The organism is Microbacterium sp. X-17 (assembly GCF_039615055.1).
In genome coordinates this window covers 1052798-1073659 of the sequence record NZ_JBDHNI010000001.1, presented here as the reverse complement: position 1 = coordinate 1073659, position 20862 = coordinate 1052798, and the positions used below count along the sequence as shown (strand labels likewise).

The window sequence follows — 20862 nt, the reverse complement described above, 5'->3', positions numbered from 1 at the left end:
GGGTGGTGGCTCCCGCCCGGCCGTCGCGGTGGCGGACTAGCCGCCGATCGACTGCTTCACCTGGTCCTGAGCCGTGCTCAGAGCCGACTTGATGTCGGAGTCGGAGACAGTGCCTCCGGTGGCGATCTTGGCGAACATGTCGTTCATGGCCTTGCCGACGGTGTTCTCGAACTGGTCCTCGGCCGGCACCAGCGGCAGCGGCTTGGACATCTCGTTGTAGATCTTCGTGAACGTGGCGGCCTCGTCCGGGTTGTCCGTGAAGACGGCCTTGGCGCCCTTCAGCACCGGCAGGCTCGAGTACGGCTTGCCGAGCGTCGTCTGCGTCGACTCGCTCGTCATGTACTTGACGAACTCGAGGGCGGCGTCCTTGTTCTTGGTGTTCTTGAAGATCGACAGGTTGATGCCGGCGACGTGGCTGGCGACCGGCTTGCCGCCCTCGGGCGACGGGAACGGCACGACGCCGTACTGGTCGGACTTCATCCCGTTGGCGTTGATCGACGAGTCAGCGTTGTTCTGGCTGAGGATCATCGCGACCTTGCCGGTGGCGAAGTCGTTCACCGCCTGGACGCCGTTGTCGTACTGGGCGTTGGAGGTGTTGACGACCTTGTCGGTCTGCATCAGGTCGAGGTAGCGCTTGACGCCGTCGATGTTCGCCTGACTGGTGAACGTCGGGTTGCCCTTGCTGTCGAACCAGGAGCCGCCGTTCTGTGCCGAGTTGATGAAGGCGAAGTGCGAGTTCTCGGTGTAGCTGCCCGCGGCGAGCGAGAAGCCGTACTGCGTGCCGTTGGTCAGCTTCTTGGCCGCGGTGACCAGCTGCTCCCAGTTGGTGGGCGGCTGGACGCCGGCGTCGGTGAACATCTTCTTGTTGTAGTACAGGCCGTAGGCGAGACCGTAGAGCGGGACGCTGGTGGGCGTCTTGCCCGCCGCGCCGCCGGTGTCGAGGGCGGTCTTCACAAACTTGTCGCTGCCTCCGATCGCCTTCATCTCACTGTCCCCGAACGGCAGGAACGCGCCGGTCGCCTGCAGGGAGGCGGCCCAGGTGTTGCCGATGTTCAGGACGTCGGGCCCCTGCCCGGAGGTGACGGCGGTCTGGATGCGCGTCTGCAGGTCGTTCCAGCCGATGACCTCCAGCTTGACCTTCACCCCGGTCTTCTTGGTGAAGTCGTCGAGCACCGGCGTCAGGACCTGCTTGTCGTTGTCGAGGCTGGTTCCCTGGTTGCTCGCCCAGTACGTGATGGTCGAGCCGCTGGCCGACGATGTCGACCCGCTGCTGCTGCAGCCCGCCGCCACGAGCGAGATCGTGGCCGCCAGCGCTGCGGCGGCGATGACGCGTTTCCTCATTGTGACTCCTTCGTCTCTTGATGGGCGCCCGCCGCTCCCGTCCCCGGGGAGCGCACCTGACGCCACGGCGACTATAACTGAACCGGTTCAGTAATTCCAAGCGTTGACACCCCAGGTTTCAGGGGTATATCGGATACGTTTTCCGCCCGGCCCGGATCGGCCGTCAGGCCGGGGCGCGGACGCTGGTCGACCGCACGACCAGCTCGGAGGCGCGCGCGGTGCGGATCGCCGTCTCGACGCCGGCGAGCTCGTCCAGCAGCATCCGGGTGGCCCGCCTGCCCTGCTCCTCCGGGAACCGCGCCAGCGCGGTCAGCGGCCGGGAGCCGAGGCGGCAGATCAGGGAGTCGTCCCAGCTGACCAGGGCGACGTCGTCACGGCCCGCGCGGCTGAGAGCGGTCTGCGCGCCCAGCGCGAGGAGGTCGTTGGAGGTGACCAGCGCGGACAGCGACGGGTCGCTCGCGTGCGCGGCGGCGATCCGCTCGCCGGCCTCCATCGAGTAGTCGGTCGGCTCGGAGGCCGCCTGCATCCCGAGCTCGCCCGCGAACCGCGCGATCGCCTCGGCCCGCTCCCGCTCGTGCTCGAACTCGGCGGGGCCCTGCAGGTGCAGGATGCGGCGGTGGCCGAGCGCGTGCAGGTGGTCGACCAGGATGTGCGCGTCGCCCCACGCGTCGTAGAGCAGCACCCGCCCGGGCGCGACGCTCTCGTCGTTGCCGTGCAGCACGAACGCCAGGCCGAGCTCGTCGAGGAGGGCCGGCCGCGGGTCGCCGACGATGATGTCGAAGAGCATGACGCCGTCGACGCGCTGCTCGGCGCTCCAGCGGCGGTAGGCCGCGAGGTCCTGGCCGTTCGAGGTGCCGACCATGCGCAGCAGCAGCGACTGCCCGCTCTCGGCGAGCTCGGCCTCCACGCCCGCGAGCAGGCTCATGTAGTACGGCTCGGTGCCGAGCAGCCCGGGATCGCGGCGCAGCACGATCCCGATCGCGTCCGACCGGGCGCGGGAGAGGGCGCGGGCGCTGGAGCTGGGATGCCAGCCGAGCTCGTCGGCGAGGTCGAGCACGCGCCGCCGCGTCTCGTCGCTCACGCCGGGCTGGCCGTTCAGCGCGTACGACACCGACGCCTTCGACAGCCCCAGCCGGTCGGCGAGGCCACCGATCGTCACCCGGGTCGCTGTCCCCACGTCGTGCTCCTCTCGCGCCGGCCGCTGCGGCCGATCGGGGAAAGAGTACATCGAACTGAAGCGGTTCAGCCCTCGTGTCGTCTGCGAGGATCCGCACATCCGCGCGCCGGACGGTCTGCCCGGAGTCCGACCGGATTCGCGACGGACATCCGGTGCGGGGCACGGCAGAATGGGCGGCACCAGCACCTCACCAGCACCGATCACCGCACCAGGAGGCATCCGCCGTGGCGACCACCGTTTTCGAACGACAGGCACCCCCGGCCGCCGTGGTGAGCCACGCGCTCGCCGCCACCCGGCAGGCCGTGTTCTGGATCGAGGACGCGCCCGGCGACCGCTACCCGCGGTTCCGCGGCGACGTCGAGTGCGACCTTGCCGTCGTCGGCGGCGGCTACACCGGCCTCTGGACGGCGCTCCTCGCCAAGCGCGAGAACCCGTCCGCGCGTGTCGTGCTGCTGGAGGGCCGCCGGATCGGCTGGGCCGCCTCCGGCCGCAACGGCGGCTTCTGCGAGGCGAGCCTCACGCACGGCGACGAGAACGGCCGCACCCGCTTCGCCCGGGAGTTCGACACGCTCCAACGGCTCGGGCTGGCGAACCTGGACGAGATCGAGGCGACCGTCGCCGAGCTGGGCCTCGACGCGGAGTTCGAGCGCAACGGCGCGATCGACCTCGCGACCGAGCCGCACCAGGTCGAGTGGCTCCGGGAGGCCGCCGACGGCGAGCACGCGCGCTTCCTCGACCGCGAGGCCGTGCAGGACCAGGTGCACTCCCCCACCTACCTCGGCGGCTTGCTCCGCACCCGCGACTCGGCGCTGGTCCACCCAGCCAAGCTCGCCCGCGCGCTCGCACGCGCCTGCGAGGCGGCCGGGGTCGAGTTGTTCGAGCACTCGCCGGTGGAGGGCATCGGCGAGGGCACCACCCTCTACACGCCGGAGGGTGTCGTCCGGTCCAAGCGCACGGCGCTCGCCACGAACGTGTTCCCGAGCCTGCTGAAGCGCAACCGGCTCGCGACCGTGCCGGTCTACGACTACGTGCTGATGACCGAGCCGCTCAGCGCCGATCAGCTCGCGTCCATCGGCTGGTCCGGCCGCCAGGGCCTCGGCGACTCGGCCAACCAGTTCCACTACTACCGGCTGACGCGCGACAACCGCATCCTGTTCGGCGGCTACGACGCGGTGTACCACTACGGCGGGCGCGTCCGCGAGCGGTACGAGGACCGGCCGGAGACCTTCCGGAAGCTGGCCGGGCACTTCTTCACGACCTTCCCCCAACTCGAAGGGCTCACCTTCACGCACCGCTGGGCCGGCGCGATCGACACCTGCAGCCGGTTCTGCGCCTTCTTCGGCGCCGCCCGCGGCGGGACGGTCGCCTACGCGACGGGCTACACCGGTCTCGGCGTCGCCGCGACGCACTTCGGCGCCCAGGTGATGCTCGACCTGCTGGCCGGCCGGGAGACCGAGCGGACGGGCCTGGAGCTGGTGCGGAGCCGGCCGCTGCCGTTCCCGCCGGAGCCGGCGGCCTCCCTCGGCATCAACCTGACCCGGTGGTCGCTCGACCGCGCCGACCATCGCGAGGGACGGCGCAACGCGTTCCTCCGCACCCTCGACGCGGTCGGGCTGGGGTTCGACTCGTGAGCGGCGCTCTGGACGCGACGGGGAGCGTCCGCGCATCCGGGCTGCCGCTGGAGCGGTCGGCGGACGACCCGCTGACGGCCGCGGCGGAGCTCGGCCGGTTCGCCGGGCTGGAGGTCGGCGTCTGGGAGATGGCGCCGGGGACGACCACCGACGTGGAGGCCGACGAGGTGTTCGTCGTCATCGCCGGCCGCGCGCGGATCGACTTCCCCGAGACGGGCGCCGGGCTGGAGCTCGGTGTCGGGGACGTGGTCCGGCTGACGGCCGGCGACCGCACCGTGTGGACGGTGACCGAGACGCTCCGAAAGGTCTATCTGGCGCCGACCGGCTGAGTCAGCGCCGCACCCGCCGCGCGAGCACCGCCGCATGCAGCGCCCCGATCGTCTCCCCGTCGTCCAGATCGAGGCCGAGCAGGTCCTCGATGAGCCCGATCCGCTGGTAGAACACCGACCGGGACAGATGGCTCGCCACCGCGGCCCGCGTCCGGTTGCCCGGATGGCTCAGGTAGGCGCGCAGCACCTCGATCAGGTCGCCGTCGTTGGCGAGGTCGTACTCGATCAGCGGCCGCAGCATCCGCTCGGCGTACTCCTGCAGCCGCGGGTCGTCGCCGAAGGCCGTGACCAGGCGCAGCAGCGGGCGGCTCTCGGCGCGCTGCACCACGGCGTGCCGGCCGCGACTGCCGCCCCCGCGGCCGGTCAGCTCGACGGCCTCCTCCACCGACCCCAGCAGCCCCGGGATGCCGTGGGCGTCCGAACCGACCCCGACGACCGCTGCGTCCCCTCCGGCGAGCGCGTCGGCGACGGCGTCGGCGCCCGGTCGGCCGTGCCGCGACGACACGGCGACCACGAGGAGCCCGGGGGCAGCGGGATGCGGCGCCGCGATGGCCTCCGACCCCGCCGCACGCGCGGCCTCCAGCGCCCGCGCCGCTGCGCCGGCCTCCACCCGCCCCGACCGTGTGCGCACGGCGACCCCGGCGAGCACGCGCTCGGCGACCGGGAACCCGGACGCCTCGAACCGCGCGGCCATGCCGCCGTCGCCCGCGAAGCGCCGGCCCAGCAGCGCGCCGAGCAGTGCGTCGTGGCTGCGGCGCGTCCACTCCTCCTCGTCGCGGTCGGCCAGGCGGCTGAGCGCCAGCGCGACCGCCGCCTGCTCCAGCACGCTCGACCGGCCCGCGGGATGCGGCTCGCCCGGCAGCGCGACGAGGTGGCCCCAGCGCATCCCGCGCGCCGCGACCGGGGTCAGCGTCCAGCCGGGCTCGCCGGTGCCGCGATGCGCGGCCCGCGAGCGCTGCTCCCACCGGTCCAGCTCGGCCTCGCCGTCGCCGACGTTCTCGGCGACGAGCACCTGGTGGCCGGTGTCCTCCAGCACCACAGGGCAGCCCAGCACGCGCGCCGCCTGCGCGACGATGAAGTCGGCGGGGCTGCCGCGCAGGCTCAGCCCGGTGAACAGCTCGCGGATCTCGTCCCTCGCCCGCAGCGCGACGGTCTGGTCGTCGATGATCCTCGCGTGCACCGCCTCCGTCACCGCGACGAAGCGCGCCTCGCGGTGCAGGACGACGAACGGCAACCCGGCCGCGCGGAACTCCTCCACCAGCGGCGTCGGCGCCTGCGGCGTGCGGTCGCCCAGCTCCAGCACGAGGCCGGCGATCTCCGCCTCGGCCAGGTCGCGGCCGAGCGCCCGCAGCGCGCGGGCGTCGCGCGGCCAGCCGAGACCCGTCGCCAGCAGCAGCTCGCCCCCGGAGACAAGCCGCGCCACGTCCGCCGTCTCGGCCACGTGGACCCAGCGCACCAGCGTGTCGAGCGCGCCCTCGCCGGTCAGGACCTCCGGCAGCGCGTCGGCCATCGGGTCCATCCGCAGCACCTCGCGGACGGTCGGCAGCAGCATCCGCTCCGGCGCCGGACGAACTGTCTCCTCTTGCCCGAACGTCCGACGATCTGGCCTCATCGTTCGCTCCTTCACTCTGTGATCATGGGGATTGCAAGCCTACTTCCCCGCCGGGCATTCCGTCCGGCGCAGCAACTCCAGGAGGATTCCGTGGCCCTGATCCGCCACTTCGTGAACGGCGAGGAGTCCGGCGACCCGGCCCGCCTCGGCCCCGTCTTCGACCCCGCCACCGGCGTCCGGCAGCACGACGTCGTGCTCGCCAGCGCCGCCGAGACCGAGGCGGCGATCGCCGCGGCGAAGGCCGCCCTTCCCGGCTGGCGCGCCACCAGCCTGACCAAGCGCGCCGACGTGATGTTCCGGCTCCGCCACCTCCTCACCGAGCGTCGCTCCGAGCTCGCCGCGATCGTGACGAGCGAGCACGGCAAGGTGCTCTCCGACGCCGCGGGCGAGATCGCGCGCGGGCTGGAGAACGTCGAGTTCGCGTCCGGCCTGATCGACAAGCTCAAGGGCGAGTACAGCGAGCAGGTCTCCACCGGCATCGACGTGCACAGCGTCAAGCAGCCGGTCGGCGTCGTCGCGTGCATCACGCCGTTCAACTTCCCGGTCATGGTGCCGCTGTGGATGGTCGCCAGCGCGATCGCCTGCGGCAACACGGTGGTTCTGAAGCCCAGCGAGAAGGACCCGTCGGCCTCCGTCTACCTCGCGAAGCTGTTCGCGGAGGCCGGGCTGCCCGCGGGCGTGCTCAACGTCGTGCACGGCGACAAGGAGGCCGTCGACACCTTGCTCGACTCCCCCGACGTCGCGGCCGTCTCCTTCGTCGGCTCCACCCCGATCGCACGCTCGATCTACCAGCGCGCCGCCACCAACGGCAAGCGCGTCCAGGCCCTCGGCGGCGCGAAGAACCACATGGTCGTCCTGGAGGACGCCGACATCGAGGCCGCGGCCGACGCCGCCGTCTCGGCCGCCTACGGCTCGGCGGGCGAGCGCTGCATGGCCGTGAGCGTGCTCGTCGCGGTCGGCGAGGCCGGCGACCGGCTCGTCCCCGCCATCCAGCGCCGCCTCGGCGCGCTCGCGATCGGCCCAGGCACCGACCCTGCCAGCGAGATGGGCCCGCTCATCACGCGCGAGCACCGCGACAAGGTCGCCTCCTACGTGGCCGCGGCCGCCGCCGAGGGGGCCACGGTCGTGGTGGACGGGACCGCTCAGGAGTTCGACACCGACGGCTTCTTCGTGGGCGTCAGCCTGGTCGACCACGTGAAGCCGGGCACCGCGGTCTACGACGACGAGATCTTCGGGCCGGTTCTCTCGGTCGTCCGCGTCGACACCTTCGACGAGGCCGTCGCGCTCATCAACGCCAACCCGTACGGCAACGGCGTCGCCCTGTTCACCCGCGACGGCGGCGCCGCCCGGCAGTTCGAGTTCGACGTGGAGGTCGGCATGGTCGGCATCAACGTCCCCATCCCGGTCCCGATCGGCGCATACTCGTTCGGCGGCTGGAAGAACTCGCTGTTCGGGGACTCGCACATCTACGGTCCCGAGTCGTTCCACTTCTACACGCGCAGCAAGGTCGTCACGACGCGCTGGCCCGACCCGGTGCACTCGAAGATCGAGCTCGCGTTCCCCGGCAACTCCTGACTTCGGAGGTACACGCATGACCGACACCATCGACACCGCACTCCGCACGGGCTTCACCGACCGCCGCGGCGTCGAGCATTCCTTCGGGGACGCCGACGCCGAGACCCAGGTCCGCAGCGACGACCGCAGCCACGTCTTCCACTCCTGGAGCGCACAGGCCCAGATCGCCCCGCTGCCGATCGCCGCCGGCGAGGGCTCCACGTTCTGGGACTACCAGGGCAACGCATACCTCGACTTCAGCTCCCAGCTGGTCAACCTCAACCTCGGCCACCAGCACCCCGACCTCGTCGCCGCCATCCAGCAGCAGGCCGGCCGCCTCGCGACCATCCAGCCGTCGATGGCGAACGACGTGCGCGGCGAGCTCGCCCGCCGGATCGCCCGCGTCGCGCCGGGGACGCTGAACCGGGTGTTCTTCACCAACGGCGGCGCCGACGCGAACGAGTACGCGGTGCGGATGGCCCGCCGGGTGACCGGTCGCCGCAAGGTGCTGTCCATGTACCGCTCGTATCACGGCGGCACCGCGACGGCGATCGCGCTGACCGGCGACCCGCGCCGCTGGGCGAACGAGCCGAGCGACCCGTCCGTCGCGCACTTCTTCGGCCCGTACCTCTACCGCTCGGCGTTCCACTCCACCACCCCGGAGGAGGAGACGCAGCGCGCGCTGGAGCACCTGGAGAGCGTCATCGTCCTGGAGGGCGCCGCCACCGTCGCCGCGATCATCATCGAGACGATCGTCGGGACGAACGGCGTGCTCATGCCGCCGCCGGGCTACCTCGCCGGCGTGCGCGCGCTCTGCGACCAGTACGGCATCGTCTACATCGCCGACGAGGTGATGGTCGGCTTCGGCCGGGTCGGCGAGTGGTTCGCGGTGGACGCGTTCGACGTGGTGCCCGACCTGATCACCTTCGCGAAGGGCGTCAACTCCGGCTACGTCCCGCTGGGCGGCGTGGTCATCTCGGACGCGATCGCGGACTTCTTCGACGACGTCTCCTTCCAGGGCGGCCTCACCTACTCCGGCCACCCGCTGGCGTGCGCCGCGGGCGTCGCGACGTTCGACGTGTTCGAGCGCGACGGCATCCTGGAGCGCGTGCGCGACCTCGGCGAGCGCGTCGTGGAGCCCGAGATCACCGCCTGGCTCGACCGTCACCCGTCGCTCGGCGAGGTCCGCGGCCGCGGCCTGTTCTGGGCGCTGGAGTTGGTCCGCGACCGCGAGACGCGCGAGCCGCTGGTCCCGTTCAACGCCGCCGGAGCCGACGCGGCCCCGATGGCCGAGGTGGCCGCGGCATGCAAGGCGGCGGGCGTCTGGCCGTTCACCCACTTCAACCGCATCCACATCGCCCCACCCCTGGTGATCACCGAGGCCGACCTCCGCCGCGGCCTCGCCGCGATCGACGCCGCCCTCACCGTCGCAGACCGCCACACCCGCTGACGCGCACCCGCGCGCACCGGCAGCTAACGGATGACTCTCCACCCGCCACGCCGCCCACCGGCAGCTAACGGAGGAGATCGGCCCGCACCCCGCCCCGATCTCCTCCGTTACCGACACGGCCCCTGGGCAGCACCGCCCCCACCACCCCACCCCCGCAGCCATTCCGCAGCCAACGGAGGACTCCCTCCCCACCCGGCGCCCGATCTCCTCCGTTAACTGCCGGAGGGCGGGGTTGCGGGGCTGATCTCCTCCGTTGCCGACATGGCGTCTGGGGCGGAACCGAGCGGCGGGATATCGTGACAGCATGAGCGAACCTGGGGACGGCCGTGTCGCGGTCTACATCGACTTCGACAACATCGTCATCTCGCGTTACGACCAGGTGCACGGCCGCGGGTCGTTCATGCGCGACCGGCAGAAGTCCGGCGCGCAGCCCAAGCCCGCCTTCGTCGCGAAGCTCGCGGAGGCGCGCGTCGACCTCGGAGCCGTGATCGACTTCGCGTCCTCCTTCGGCACCCTCGTGCTCACGCGCGCGTACGCCGACTGGTCCGCCGCCGTGAACGCCGAGTACCGCGGCCAGCTCGTCGGCCGCGCCGTCGACCTGGTGCAGCTCTTCCCGGCCGCGGCCTACGCGAAGAACGGCGCCGACATCCGCCTGGCGGTCGACGCCGTGGAGGACCTGTTCCGCCTCCCCGAGCTCACCCACGTCGTGATCGTGGCGGGCGACTCCGACTACATCCCGCTGGCCCAGCGGATCAAGCGCCTCGGCCGGTACGTGATCGGCATCGGCGTCGCCGGCTCGACCGCACGCTCGCTCGCGGCCGCGTGCGACGAGTTCGTCAGCTACGACGACCTCCCGGGCATCGCCCGCGACGAGGCCGCAGAGACGGACGCCGCCGCTGCCGAGACGGTCGGCGCCGAGACCGACGCGGCTCCGGAGACCGTTCCCGCCGGCACGTCCCGCCGCCGCTCCACCCGCTCGACCGCGGCCTCCACCGACACCGACGACACCGCCCCCGACGCCGAGGCCGCCGCCGAGCAGCCCGAGGAGACCGCGAAGCGTCCCGCCCGCAAGCGCAAGGCCGCGACGCCGGAGCCGGAGGCCGAGGAGGAGACCGCGGAGGACCCCCAGGTCGTCGCCACCCGCCTCCTCGCGCGGGCGATGCAACTCGGGCATGAGAAGGACGACTCGGAGTGGCTGCACTCGTCGACGGTGAAGGGCCAGATGAAACGCATGGACCCGTCGTTCAGCGAGAAGGCCCTCGGCTACCGATCGTTCAGCGACTTCATCAAGTCCCGCAACTACCTCGTGGAGCTCGACGACAGCTCCACCGCCCAGGTGCTCCGCCTCGCGCCCGCCCGGTCGCGGCGAGCCCGGCACAGCGGCAAGGCCTCCGATACGGTGTCGGCGTCATGAGCACCGGCGACGCGGACCAGCCGGGCATTGCGGGTCACGGCAACGCCGACCGCCCCGGCGTCGTGACCGCTGTCGCCATCCTCTGCTGGCTGGTGGGGACGGTCGAGCTCATCCTCAGCGTGCTCCTGATCGTCCTCGCGGCGATCCGCGGCGTCCTCCCCGCGAACGAGACCGGGAACGTCCTGGTCTCCACGATCGGGTACCTGATCGTCGCGGTCGCCTACATCGCAGTCGGATTCGGCGTCTTCCGCGGCGTGGACCTCGCGCGCGTGATCGTGCTCCTTGCGAGCGTGGTGCACCTCGGCGTCGGGCTGTACACGGCGCTCACCACACAGCCGGTCGCCGGCATCCTCTCGATGGGGCTGGCTGTCGCGATCGCGCTGCCGCTGTGGGTCGGGCGCGGCGCGGCCTGGTTCAGGGGCGGGCGCACGGGGGCGGGTATGGCGTGAGCGTGCACCGACCCTGAGCGGCCACCCAGCCAAGCCGCGTTGACTGGGCGGCATGGCACGAGTGTGGTTGGCAGAGCAGTGGGGTTCCCCCGACACGTGGACGTTCGCCGAGCGGGAGGTGCCGCGTCCGGGACCGGGCGAGGCGAGGATCCGGGTACGCGCCGCGGGCGTCAACCCGGCCGACTACAAGCACGTCGCCGGTCCCCGTCCCGGTCTCGACCTCCCGGTTCCGATCGGTTACGAGGCGGCGGGAGAGCTGGTGGAGCTCGGGCCGGGCACCGAGCTGGCCTCGGGCGGTGGCGCGCCGGGCGACGCGGTCGTGGTGTTCCGCATCCAGGGCGGGTATGCGACCGAGGTCACGGTCCCGGCGGCCGACGTCTTCGCCAAGCCGGCGGCGCTGTCCGACGAGGAGGCCGCCAACCTGCTGCTGGCCGGGGCGACGGCGGCGCAGATGCTCGACGTCACGCACGTGGGAGCCGGGGACACGATCCTCGTGCACGGCGCATCCGGCGCGGTCGGCGTGAGCGTGCTCCAGCAGGCCGCCGAGCTCGGCGCGCACGTGATCGGGACCGCGAGCGAGGGCGGCTTCGCCCGCGTGCGACGGTTCGGCGGCATCCCCGTCGCCTACGGTCCCGGCCTCGCGGACCGGGTCCGGGAGGCAGCGCAGGGGCCGATCGCCGCAGCGCTCGACACCGTCGGCACCGACGAGGCGGTGGACGTCTCGCTGGAACTGGTCGAGGACCGCGACCGCATCGTCACGATCGTCGCCTCCGAGCGCGCGGGGACGCACGGCTTCCACTCGATCTTCGGCGCGCAGCCGGAGAGCGCGGCGTTCCGCGACGCGGTGCGGCCGCGGTTGCTGGCGCTCGCGGCGGAGGGGCGGCTGCAGGTCCCGATCGCGCGCACGTATCCGCTCGCCGAGGCCCCGGAGGCGCTGCGGTTCCTCGCCGAGGGGCATCCGGGAGGGAAGATCGCGCTGCTGCCGTGATCGGCTGCGCGCCGCCCCTCAGTGGTGGAACGCCACCCGGTCCGGACCAGGCATCGGCGCCTTCAGCTCGTCCAGCTCCTGCACGCTCGTCCGGATCGCGTCCACCAGCCCGCCCGCGAGGTCGCGGCTGAGCCCGTTCCGGACGACCGCGCGCTGCACCGTCACCTCGGTGAGCGCCTCCGGCATCGGGTACGCGGGCACCAGCCAGCCGCGCGTGCGCAGCCGCAGCGACAGGTCGTAGAGGGTCCAGGGTGCGTCGTGGTCGGCCTTCACCTGCCACGCCGCGACCGGGATGTCGCTGCCGTCCGTCCAGATGTCGAAGCGTCCCAGCGCCCGGACCTCGTCGGCGAGGTAACGGGCGACGTCCCGGGAGGCGGTCTGGACGCGCTTGTAGCCGTCGAACCCGAGGCGCAGGAACTGGTAGTACTGCAGCAGCACCTGGGCGCCCGGCCGGGAGAAGTTGATCCCGAACGTCGGCATCTCACCGCCGAGGTAGCTGACCTTGAAGACGAGCTCCTCCGGCAGCAGGTCGGCCTCCCGCCACACCACCCAGCCGATCCCGGGATAGACGAGACCGTACTTGTGCCCGGACGTGTTGATGGAGGCGACCCGCTCCAGGCGGAAGTCCCAGACGATGTCGGGCTGGATGAACGGTGCGACCATCGCCCCGGACGCGCCGTCGACGTGGATCGGGATGTCGAGCCCGGTCGCGCGCTGGATCGCGTCGAGGGCGTCGCTGATCGCCTGCACTGGCTCGTACATCCCGGTGTACGTCACGCCCATGATGGCGACGACGCCGATCGTGTTCTCGTCCACGTACTTCTCGAGCCCGTCGCCGTCGAGCGTCTTGTGGTCGAGCGAGATGGGCACGAACCGCGGCTCCACCTCGAAGTAGTTGCAGAACTTCTCCCAGCACACCTGCACGGCCGCGCTCATCACGAGGTTCGGCTTCTCGGTGGACTGCCCGGCCGCGCGCCGCCGCTGCTGCCAGCGCCGCTTGAGCGCGAGGCCGCCGAGCATGCACGCCTCCGAGGACCCGATGGTGGAGGTGCCGATCGAGCGCGCGGGATCCGGCGCGTTCCAGAGCCCGGCGAGCATCCGCCAGCACCGGGCCTCGATGGCCGCGGTCTGCGGGTACTCGTCCTTGTCGACGATGTTCTTGTCCACCGCCTCCGCGTACAGCCGCCCGGCCTGATCCTCCATCCAGGTGCCGACGAAGGTCGCGAGGTTCAGCCGCGCGTTCCCGTCCAGCATCGCCTCGTCATGCACCACCTGGAAGGCGGTGTCCGGCAGCGACTCGCCCTCCGGGAGCGTGAACCGGGCGAACTCGGTCGCCTCCCCGGGCCGCGAGAAGACGGGATTCAGGCCGACGGGCTCCTCGGGGGACTCGTAACCGTGACGCATGAGGGGAGCCTATTCCTGGAGGGGGGAAGGCGCAGGGCCCAAACGCCGCCTCCTCTACGAGTTTGTTCCGGAACCTGCTCAGCATGAGCATCCCGAGTTATACCTGAGAGCTTTGGCATGCTAGCTTTTAACTGCATCATTTCAATTCCTATTTCTGTTGAAAAACAATGAGGTTTCCATGCGCCGCTCATACCTCCGTCCCTTGATTTCGTTCGCAACCGCGGGCGCTCTCGTATTGGCCCTAACGCCTCCCGCGAATGGTGCGGCTGGGCCCGAGAGCGTAACCAGTTCGTCTTCCACATCCTCGTCCTCCGTTCCCGAGACGGAAAGTTCCTTCACGCTGGAGCAGATGATCAACGGCATCGTCTTCGCCACCGGCCCGGTTGCGGAATCGATCGAGCGCGTCGTCTCCTATCCCGCGGACCTCTCCGACGAGCAACGTGCCGCTATCGACGGAGTACAGAGTCGGCTCACTCAGTCGATGATCGCCGAGGACGCCCGAGAGCTCAGTGACGCGTTCCCGGGAATCACCTCCGGGGACCCTTATCGAGTGGAATCCGCGCTTGGAGTTTTTCGAACATCATTCATGGCCGCGCTTGACCGCGAGTATCCGGGAGTCAGTGACACTCCGATCCGTACTCCTCGCTGCGGCATCGTAGCTGTCTGCGCTGCAGTGGGGGTTGCCGCGATCGCGCTCGGAGCGGCCATTGCAGTCGTGACCTTCAACGTCGCGGGCGCGATCAACATCATCTACAACCAGAATGGTCTGTGGAACATGAACGGCACGTGGAACGGGAAGAAGGCACCTCGTGCATCGAACCCGACAGAGTTGATCCAGAACTATCCCACCCTCTCAGAGAGCGAAGAGGTACGTCGGATCACGGTTTCGCTTCGCACTTCGTGAACAGCACTTCGCGACGGGCCGCGTTCACGTTCATCTCAACGGCAGCGCTCGTCGCCGTCGTTGCGACGATGTCTGTTGTCGGAAACAAATTCCCGTCGAACGTTTTCAATCCAACCGGCCCCGAGGGCCCCGTCAAGTCGGTGTCCAAGGTCTTCCTGCAGGGCTGGGGATTCTTCACCCGAGATGCTCGCGAGGATCGCGTGAGCATTGCCATCAAACGGCCAGGAAATTCTGAGTGGTCGATCCTGGACCAAGACGCCATCGTTCAACCTAAGTATGCGTTCGGGCTCTCCCGAATATCGCGGGCGGAGTCCATCGACATCAACATCCTTTACTCGGCTATCGATGAAGACGAGGAGTGGGTCGAGTGTCTACCAGAGCAGAGCATGTCGAGCTGCCTGGGCACTCTCGAACCGGTGGCGCACGCAGCGGTCTCACCGGTCACGCGGGAACCCGTCTGCTCGAGCCGTCTCGCACTGGTGAGGCACACCCCGATTCCTTACGGTTACAGAGAGCTGACACGAGCGAAACGGACCCAGGCGGTTTCGCTGACTGTGAGATGCGATGATCAGTAGCTCTTTCGACTCACTCGGAAGCTGGGCGCTGAGGCGGTTGGGGCAGGATCCCTTCGGATTGCAGCTTCACGTTGCGCGAATGCTGCTCGCATTGGGAACGTTCTTCACCCTCGTTTGCAACCCAGCCGATGTGCTCTTTCATTCGGGCGACCCCTCCGCCAGTCATACCGTCAACTGCGAGGACATCAGCGGGGTAGGTGGGTTCTGCGTTGTGTCGAGCGATTCGCTTGATATCGCACGGTTGACCCTTGCCTTGCTGTGTCTGCCCGCGATTCTGGGACTTCTTCCGTCGATCAATGGCTGGCTTCATTCATACTCCGCATTCAGCCTTTCGAGTAACGCCGTCGGCGTCGAAGGTGGCGATCAACTGACCGTCAACCTTGCGATCCTTCTGTCGGTCGCGAGCACCTTCGACAAGCGGCTGGTTGCGTTCGCCGAGATGAGACGTCCGGGGCGGCACGTGACGTACGTGTTCTCCAACGTCGTGCTCTGGGCGTGCACGATTCAAGTCGCATACGTGTACGTAGAGGCCGCACTCGTCAAGCTGGGCCATCCCATCTGGGCGGAGGGCACCGCACTGTGGTATTGGGTTCAGAACTCAGGCTTCGGCGTCAGCCGAGATGGGGAACATCTACTACTCGATCTACTCGCAGCTCCCGCCGTAAGTGCTGCGACTACGTGGGGAACGATGATCCTCGAACTAGTGATCGCAGCGTGCTTGCTGCTCGGCTGGCGCAACCGGCGGGTTCGTCGAACGGCACTCATCCTTGGGGTCTGTTTTCATTGTGCAATCGCCCTCGTCATGGGGCTCGTGACGTTCTTCCTTGCAATGACAGGGGCGCTCGTCCTCAGTTGCTGGCGGCCTCGCGATGGATATTCGCTTCGGTTGTTCCGCCGGCTGCGTCAGATCAATGCGACCAGTTCCCACACATCCGAGAATCGCGAGAGACGCCGTGCTGCCTGAGCTCACCCTGACCATGCTCGTTGCGGCCATTCCAGGGTTGAATTTCGCATTCACGCATATCGCGATCCGAGTCGGCCCGAACCCGTTTGTCGGATTCAGGATCTCGACCAAGATGAAGGACAAGCAGGTGTGGGACACGGTTCACCGTGCGCTGACGCCTTTGCTCGCGAAGCAGCTCCTACTGACGTTCGTTGCTGTTCCTGTGATCGCTGGGCTGTACTTTGCACCCCCGAGCTTTCCCTTCCTGCTCCTCTCACTGATCGTCGTGATGCTCGCGGCCATCGCACATGCGGGCCGTCGCGCGGTGCGGGAGATCAAGGCGCGTGCGTAGCTCGACCACAAGTTTGCGGCGCCTTGCTGCTGCAGCTGCCGCGCTCACCCCTGCCGCGCTGTCCCTCTGGTCCCGCTTCGCATGGAGCGCAGTCCTCCCCGATGCGATCGGCTCGCACTGGTCCGGTAACGGGCCAGCCGACCGGACGACACCGAGTGACGAGCTGTTCGCCGCGACATTCGCGGTGTCGGCGAGCGCGGCCCTCATCGGCGCCGTCGCCGCGCTGCTTCCGCGACTCCACCCCCTGACCCGACGCCTCATCCTCCTCACAACGGGCAGCGTGTCCGCGATCGCCGCGACGCAGTGGCTGGTCTCCACCTGGTTGACCATCGAGGCCGGTGACCCGCTCCAGCCCGTCCTCGGCGCATGGACCCTCGTCATCATCGCCGCCTTCGCCTACGGCGTCATCCCCCTCCTGCTGGCGCCGCCGCCCCGCCCGGCGCGCACCTCCCCCTAACGCTCACGGCCGAACCGCGAGCGCTCACCACCGGTCGCCTACTCGACCTGCAACTGCGTCCGTGCCGGGGACGGGCAGATCAGGAACGCGTGACCGTGGTCGCGTTCGATCTCGTGCTCGTCGATGCGGCGGCTGCACAGCGGGCACGTCGCGGCTTCCGTCCTCGGTGTCTCCTGGCCGTAGGGGCCGAGCGGAGGCGGACCGAGGACCGGGAGCAGCTTCGCGTCCAGCCATTCGGCCGCTCGCTCGGCGCGAGAGCCGAGCCGGCCCTCCACCTTGTCCATGACTCGATGGTAGGCCGGTTACGGGCCGGGGCGAGTGCCTCGCAGCGGGCACCCAGCCGCCCCACACGCTAGACCGCCCCGCCGCCCTCCACCTCGTCCTCCCGCATGATCACCATGCCGCCGGTGCGCTGGCTGGTCTGCAGCAGCGCCTCCATCCAGCGCTCGTTGAGGGCGGGAGGGCGGGAGCCGTTGAACACGAACGCCAGCGGGATCTCGCGGCTGATCCAGAGGCTCATCCGGCCGCCGCCCTGCTCGACGGGGATCTCCCAGTTCAGCAGGAAGCTCTCGTGGCGGCGCAGCTTCGTGACGAGGGCGATCTTCACGTGCGAGAGCGTCCGGTCGTCGAACTCGTACTCGCGGCCGACCCCGTAGATCAGTTTGCCCATCTCAGTCGGCCTGCTTCTTCGCGCGCGACTCGCGGAAGCTGCCCTCGGGCACTTCCTGGCGGATCTCGGCGCGGAGCTCGTCCTCCAGCATCAGGCCCGCGTTGCCGTTGGCCTTCTCGGTGAGGATGGCCAGCCACTCCCGGTTGAGCTCCGGGAGGGTGTTGTGGGTGAAGGCGAACTGGAGGCTGATCGACGGGTCCAGCCAGATCGAGCGGAGCGTGGGCTCGGTGCCGCCCGTGCGGTCGGCCCACATGAGGAGGAAGCCTTCGCGGCGGCGCAGCTTCGTGGCGATCACCGCCTGCAGATGAGCGAGCACCCTGTCGTCGAAGGTGAAGCCGTCGGCTCCGTCGTAGATCAGCGTTCCCATCGGTGTCCTCTCCGGTTCTCACTTTCGCCGTCCGCCCGCGCGCCGTCAAGACGTCAGGCCGCCGCGGCGTACCGTCTGCACATGGACGCTCTCACGCGAACCATCAAAGCGGCGCTCCTCTACGAGGACCGCCGGACCCTGGACAGCGTCGTGGTCGTGCCCCTGATCGGAGGGTGTCCGCCGGGCGAGATCCGCGTCGCCACCCTCTTCGCCGGCGCGCTCGCCTACGACGTCTACGAGTTGGACGACGACGAGGAGTTCTCGTCCATGCCCGCCTACCCCTACCGTTCGACGATCCCGCTGACCACGGACGATCTCGACGACTGACGGCACGGGAGGCCGGCGGTACGGGACGCCGCCACGCCCGGGAGGCCGCCGTCCCGCCGCGTAGGGTGGACGGGTGACCGACGCACCGCCCGACAACGCCCGCACGGGCTGGGCGGTGGCCTCCCTCAGCCTCGGCACGCTGCTCAACCCGCTGAACTCCTCGATGATCGCCGTGGCGCTGGTGCCGCTGCAACGCGACTTCCAGGTGAGCGTGACGACCGTGACGTGGGTGATCACGTCCTTCTATCTGGCCTCCGCCGCCGGGCAGCCGCTGATGGGGCGCTTTGCCGACCGGTTCGGGCCGCGGCGGCTGTTCCTGTTCGGGATGCTCGTGGTCGTGCTGGCGTGCGCGCTCACCCCGCTCTCGTCGTCGTTCGCCGCCGTCTGCGCGGGCCGGGTCGCGCTCGCGGTCGGGACGGCGACGGCGTTCCCCTCGGCCATCGCGATGCTGCGGACGGTGTCGGCGCACACGCGCGTCGGGACGCCCCGGCTGCTCGGCCGCATCCAGATCGCCAACACATCCGGTGCCGCGATCGGCCCGGTGCTGGGCGGCGCGCTGGTCACGTTCCTCGGCTGGCAGGCGATCTTCTGGGTCAACGTGCCGCTCGCCGTGCTGGCGTTCCTGGGGGTGCGGTTCTTCGCCCCGAAGGACGCGGCGCGCGAGCGGGTGCCGCTGCGCCGGGTGGTGGCGGAGTCGGACGTCCCGGGCATCCTCCTCTTCATCGCCACCCTGACCGCGCTGCTGGTGTTCCTGCTCGACCTGCGCCCGCAGCCGCTGTGGTGGCTGCTGCCGCTCGTGCCGATCGCCGGCGCGCTGTTCGTCTGGCGCGAGCTGCGCACGGCGCACCCGTTCCTCGACCTGCGGCTGCTCGGCGCGAACCACCGGCTGCTGATGGTCTACCTGTGCTTCGCGGTGTTCAACACGGTCTACTACTCGGCGTTCTTCGGCCTCCCGCAGTACCTCCAGGAGCACGGCGGCTACTCGGCGGGCGTGACCGGGCTGCTGATGTTCCCGCTGGCGGCGGTGACGATCGCGGTCACGCCGCTGGCCGCGCGTGCGATCGAGGGCGTCGGGCTGCGGCCGACGCTGCTCACGGGAGCGGCTGCGCTGATCGTCGGGGCGGTCCTGCTCGGGTTCGCGGCCGCGACGACGGCGCCGTGGGTGGTGCTGCTGATCACGGCTGCGCTCGGCATCCCGTACTGCGTGGTGAGTATCGGCATGAACCAGGCGCTCTACGCCGCCGCCCGCCCGCAGGACGCGGGGGTCGCGGCGGGCATCTTCCAGACCTCGCGCTACGTGGGCGCGATCGTGGCGACGACGGTGCTCGGGCTGCTGTTCAGCGCGGGGACGACCCCGGCGAGCTGGCTGGCGGCGGTCGGGGTGGCGAGCGCGCTGGCGGTGGTGCACCTGTGCCTGCTGGTATTCGTGCGGCGCCGGTCGCAGCCCGGCGGGGCGCCGGGGGGTGCCACGGAGGCCGCGCCCTCCTAGACTCCGCGGCATGAGCGGGAGGGTCCCTGAGCGGGAGCGCCCCACGACCGGGGGCGCGACATGAGCGGCTGGCTGCCCTCCGCCGCGCTCGTCCCCCAGCTTCTCGCGCTGCTGCTCGCGTTCGTGCTGTCGGCGGTGATCGGCGTGGAGCGCGAGCGCCAGTTCAAGAGCGCCGGGCTGCGCACGCACATCCTCGTGGGGCTCGGCTCCGCGCTGTTCACGCTGGTGTCGGCGTTCGGCTTCACAGCGTTCGGCCTCCCGGCGTCCGACCCGGCCCGGATCGCCGCGCAGGTGGTGACCGGCATCGGCTTCGTCGGCGCCGGCGTGATCTTCGTGAACCGCGGCAATGTGGTCGGCCTCACCACGGCGGCGTCCATCTGGATGACCGCGGCCGTCGGCATGGCGTGCGGCGCCGGGCTCCCGCTGCTCGCGATCGCCGGGACGGCCCTCCACCTTATCGCTCTCGGGTCGCTGCCGACCGCCGAGCGGCTGATCCGGCAGCGCTCGGAGAGCCGCCTCGTGGTGCGGGTCGACCGCTCGGGCGAGCCTCTCGGCGTCGTGCTCGACCGGCTGACCGCGGACGGCCTCCAGGCGCGCGTGGACGGCCTCCGCCGCCTCCCGGACCAGGACCTCGAGCTCGCCGTCTACATCCGCGGCAAGCAGGACGAGGCCGACCGACTCCTCACCGACCTGGGCCGGATCGACGGCGTGGTGAGCGTCAAGGCGGGGCCGCTGCGGAGCTAGTGCTCCGTCCGGGCGGTCGCCGCCCCGACCCGCACGCAGCACCCGCCGGCCAGCGGCTCCAGCCACGCCTCCCGGCCGTCGCTCGCCCCGGCGCTCAGCGCGGACACGAACGCCGCGTTCGCGGAGCAGATCACGTCGGTGTGGCGGCTCGACAGCCGGTGGAACGGGCAGTTGGCGAGCACGTAGCCGCCCCCGTCGTCGTCCACGGGCTCGTAGCCGAGCCCGTCGAGCGTGTCGGCCACCGGACGCGACGGGTCGCTGCGTTCGGCGCCCTGCTCGGCGGCGACGGCCAGGAGGCACTCGCGGACGGGTCGGCCGGTGCCGTCCGACCGTTCCACCGCGGCGGCCAGCAGCTCGCCGGCGAGGTCGTAGCGTCGCGGAGGGATGCTGGCGACCAGCTCGTCGCGCGCGAGCGAGTAGAACTTCGCGGGGCGGCCGGAGCCCGGGCCGCGCTTCTCGCCGCGGTGCCGGAACTCGGCGACGAGCACGCCTGCGTCCACGAGCTTGTCCAGGTGGAACGCCGCCGCCGCGCGGGTGAGGCCCGTGCGCTCGGCCAGCTCGTCGCGGCCGAGCGGGCTCCCCTCCGCGGTCAGGACGCGGACCAGATCGCGGCGCGCGGGCTCGGCGAGCGCCGCGACGGCCGCCACGTCGTCGTCGGTCATGCCGCCATCCTATCTCTAAAAAT

23 protein-coding genes are annotated in these 20862 nt (G+C 70.4%); 15 read left to right on the top strand and 8 right to left on the bottom strand.

Translation table 11 applies throughout. From position 1 onward, the window contains the following. Window positions 1-36: 36 nt before the first annotated feature. On the bottom strand, window positions 37-1341 hold the full coding sequence (locus ABCS02_RS05285; RefSeq protein ID WP_345834546.1) for a sugar ABC transporter substrate-binding protein: 1305 nt from the start codon (window positions 1339-1341) through the stop codon (window positions 37-39). A 163-nt stretch (window positions 1342-1504) separates the two neighbouring features. Further along, window positions 1505-2518 (bottom strand): LacI family DNA-binding transcriptional regulator, encoded by a 1014-nt coding sequence (locus ABCS02_RS05280; protein ID WP_345834545.1) that lies wholly within the window; start codon window positions 2516-2518, stop codon window positions 1505-1507. Between the two features lie 224 nt (window positions 2519-2742). On the opposite strand from ABCS02_RS05280, the gene ABCS02_RS05275 reads away from it, so the two are divergent. Both ABCS02_RS05275 and ABCS02_RS05270 read left to right on the top strand, forming a co-directional pair. Beyond that, window positions 2743-4149, top strand: a complete 1407-nt coding sequence (locus tag ABCS02_RS05275) for an FAD-dependent oxidoreductase (RefSeq protein ID WP_345834544.1) — start codon at window positions 2743-2745, stop codon at window positions 4147-4149. After that, the gene (locus ABCS02_RS05270) at window positions 4146-4478 is read left to right on the top strand and encodes a cupin domain-containing protein (protein ID WP_345834543.1); all 333 of its coding nucleotides are present in this window, start codon (window positions 4146-4148) and stop codon (window positions 4476-4478) included. Before ABCS02_RS05275 ends, ABCS02_RS05270 begins: the two co-directional genes overlap by 4 nt. Before the next feature lies 1 nt (window position 4479). Here ABCS02_RS05270 and ABCS02_RS05265 read toward each other — a convergent pair whose 3' ends face one another. Continuing rightward, window positions 4480-6090, bottom strand: a complete 1611-nt coding sequence (locus tag ABCS02_RS05265) for a PucR family transcriptional regulator ligand-binding domain-containing protein (protein ID WP_345834542.1) — start codon at window positions 6088-6090, stop codon at window positions 4480-4482. A 90-nt stretch (window positions 6091-6180) separates the two neighbouring features. On the opposite strand from ABCS02_RS05265, the gene ABCS02_RS05260 reads away from it, so the two are divergent. The 5 genes from ABCS02_RS05260 to ABCS02_RS05240 all read left to right on the top strand — a co-directional run bounded on the left by ABCS02_RS05260 (window position 6181) and on the right by ABCS02_RS05240 (window position 11945). Beyond that, a complete protein-coding gene (locus tag ABCS02_RS05260) occupies window positions 6181-7665 on the top strand; it encodes a CoA-acylating methylmalonate-semialdehyde dehydrogenase (RefSeq protein ID WP_345834541.1) in 1485 nt (494 codons plus the stop codon). Between the two features lie 16 nt (window positions 7666-7681). Then, a complete protein-coding gene (locus ABCS02_RS05255) occupies window positions 7682-9094 on the top strand; it encodes an aspartate aminotransferase family protein (RefSeq protein ID WP_345834540.1) in 1413 nt (470 codons plus the stop codon). Between the two features lie 304 nt (window positions 9095-9398). Then, window positions 9399-10508: an NYN domain-containing protein gene (locus tag ABCS02_RS05250; RefSeq protein ID WP_345834539.1), complete on the top strand. Its 1110-nt coding sequence runs from the start codon at window positions 9399-9401 to the stop codon at window positions 10506-10508. Next, window positions 10505-10957 (top strand): hypothetical protein, encoded by a 453-nt coding sequence (locus ABCS02_RS05245; RefSeq protein ID WP_345834538.1) that lies wholly within the window; start codon window positions 10505-10507, stop codon window positions 10955-10957. The genes ABCS02_RS05250 and ABCS02_RS05245 overlap by 4 nt, the downstream gene beginning before the upstream one ends. Window positions 10958-11009: 52 nt before the next feature. Continuing rightward, window positions 11010-11945 carry an NADP-dependent oxidoreductase gene (locus ABCS02_RS05240; RefSeq protein ID WP_345834537.1) on the top strand — a complete coding sequence of 312 codons (936 nt, stop codon included), beginning with the start codon at window positions 11010-11012 and terminating at the stop codon, window positions 11943-11945. An 18-nt stretch (window positions 11946-11963) separates the two neighbouring features. On the opposite strand, the gene ABCS02_RS05235 is transcribed toward ABCS02_RS05240, so the two are convergent. Then, entirely contained in the window at window positions 11964-13349 is a 1386-nt protein-coding gene (locus tag ABCS02_RS05235; protein ID WP_345834536.1) for a glutamate decarboxylase, read from the bottom strand. A gap of 349 nt (window positions 13350-13698) precedes the next feature. Here ABCS02_RS05235 and ABCS02_RS05230 point away from each other — a divergent pair, with 349 nt between their 5' ends. The 5 genes from ABCS02_RS05230 (at window position 13699) to ABCS02_RS05210 (ending at window position 16580) form a co-directional block, all read left to right on the top strand. Then, a complete protein-coding gene (locus ABCS02_RS05230; protein ID WP_345834535.1) occupies window positions 13699-14253 on the top strand; it encodes a hypothetical protein in 555 nt (184 codons plus the stop codon). Then, window positions 14250-14828, top strand: a complete 579-nt coding sequence (locus ABCS02_RS05225; protein ID WP_345834534.1) for an SdpA family antimicrobial peptide system protein — start codon at window positions 14250-14252, stop codon at window positions 14826-14828. Before ABCS02_RS05230 ends, ABCS02_RS05225 begins: the two co-directional genes overlap by 4 nt. Window positions 14829-14907: 79 nt before the next feature. Then, window positions 14908-15792 (top strand): HTTM domain-containing protein, encoded by an 885-nt coding sequence (locus tag ABCS02_RS05220; RefSeq protein ID WP_345834533.1) that lies wholly within the window; start codon window positions 14908-14910, stop codon window positions 15790-15792. After that, complete coding sequence (locus tag ABCS02_RS05215; RefSeq protein WP_345834532.1) at window positions 15782-16123, top strand: SdpI family protein; 342 nt, start codon at window positions 15782-15784, stop codon at window positions 16121-16123. The genes ABCS02_RS05220 and ABCS02_RS05215 overlap by 11 nt, the downstream gene beginning before the upstream one ends. Beyond that, entirely contained in the window at window positions 16116-16580 is a 465-nt protein-coding gene (locus tag ABCS02_RS05210) for a hypothetical protein (protein WP_345834531.1), read from the top strand. The genes ABCS02_RS05215 and ABCS02_RS05210 overlap by 8 nt, the downstream gene beginning before the upstream one ends. 38 nt (window positions 16581-16618) lie before the next feature. Here ABCS02_RS05210 and ABCS02_RS05205 read toward each other — a convergent pair whose 3' ends face one another. From ABCS02_RS05205 to ABCS02_RS05195, 3 genes are all read right to left on the bottom strand, one after another. Next, entirely contained in the window at window positions 16619-16864 is a 246-nt protein-coding gene (locus tag ABCS02_RS05205) for a hypothetical protein (protein WP_345834530.1), read from the bottom strand. Between the two features lie 68 nt (window positions 16865-16932). Beyond that, window positions 16933-17250, bottom strand: a complete 318-nt coding sequence (locus ABCS02_RS05200; RefSeq protein ID WP_345834529.1) for a hypothetical protein — start codon at window positions 17248-17250, stop codon at window positions 16933-16935. A 1-nt stretch (window position 17251) separates the two neighbouring features. Beyond that, window positions 17252-17617 carry a hypothetical protein gene (locus tag ABCS02_RS05195; protein WP_345834528.1) on the bottom strand — a complete coding sequence of 122 codons (366 nt, stop codon included), beginning with the start codon at window positions 17615-17617 and terminating at the stop codon, window positions 17252-17254. An 81-nt stretch (window positions 17618-17698) separates the two neighbouring features. On the opposite strand from ABCS02_RS05195, the gene ABCS02_RS05190 reads away from it, so the two are divergent. The 3 genes from ABCS02_RS05190 (at window position 17699) to ABCS02_RS05180 (ending at window position 20177) form a co-directional block, all read left to right on the top strand. Continuing rightward, window positions 17699-17944 (top strand): hypothetical protein, encoded by a 246-nt coding sequence (locus tag ABCS02_RS05190; RefSeq protein ID WP_345834527.1) that lies wholly within the window; start codon window positions 17699-17701, stop codon window positions 17942-17944. Between the two features lie 73 nt (window positions 17945-18017). After that, the gene (locus tag ABCS02_RS05185; protein WP_345834526.1) at window positions 18018-19433 is read left to right on the top strand and encodes an MFS transporter; all 1416 of its coding nucleotides are present in this window, start codon (window positions 18018-18020) and stop codon (window positions 19431-19433) included. 60 nt (window positions 19434-19493) lie between these two features. Then, window positions 19494-20177: an MgtC/SapB family protein gene (locus ABCS02_RS05180; protein WP_345834525.1), complete on the top strand. Its 684-nt coding sequence runs from the start codon at window positions 19494-19496 to the stop codon at window positions 20175-20177. Here the strand turns inward: ABCS02_RS05180 and ABCS02_RS05175 are convergent. Then, window positions 20174-20839: a helix-turn-helix domain-containing protein gene (locus ABCS02_RS05175; protein ID WP_345834524.1), complete on the bottom strand. Its 666-nt coding sequence runs from the start codon at window positions 20837-20839 to the stop codon at window positions 20174-20176. The two genes, ABCS02_RS05180 and ABCS02_RS05175, sit on opposite strands and share 4 nt — an antisense overlap. Window positions 20840-20862: the final 23 nt, after the last annotated feature.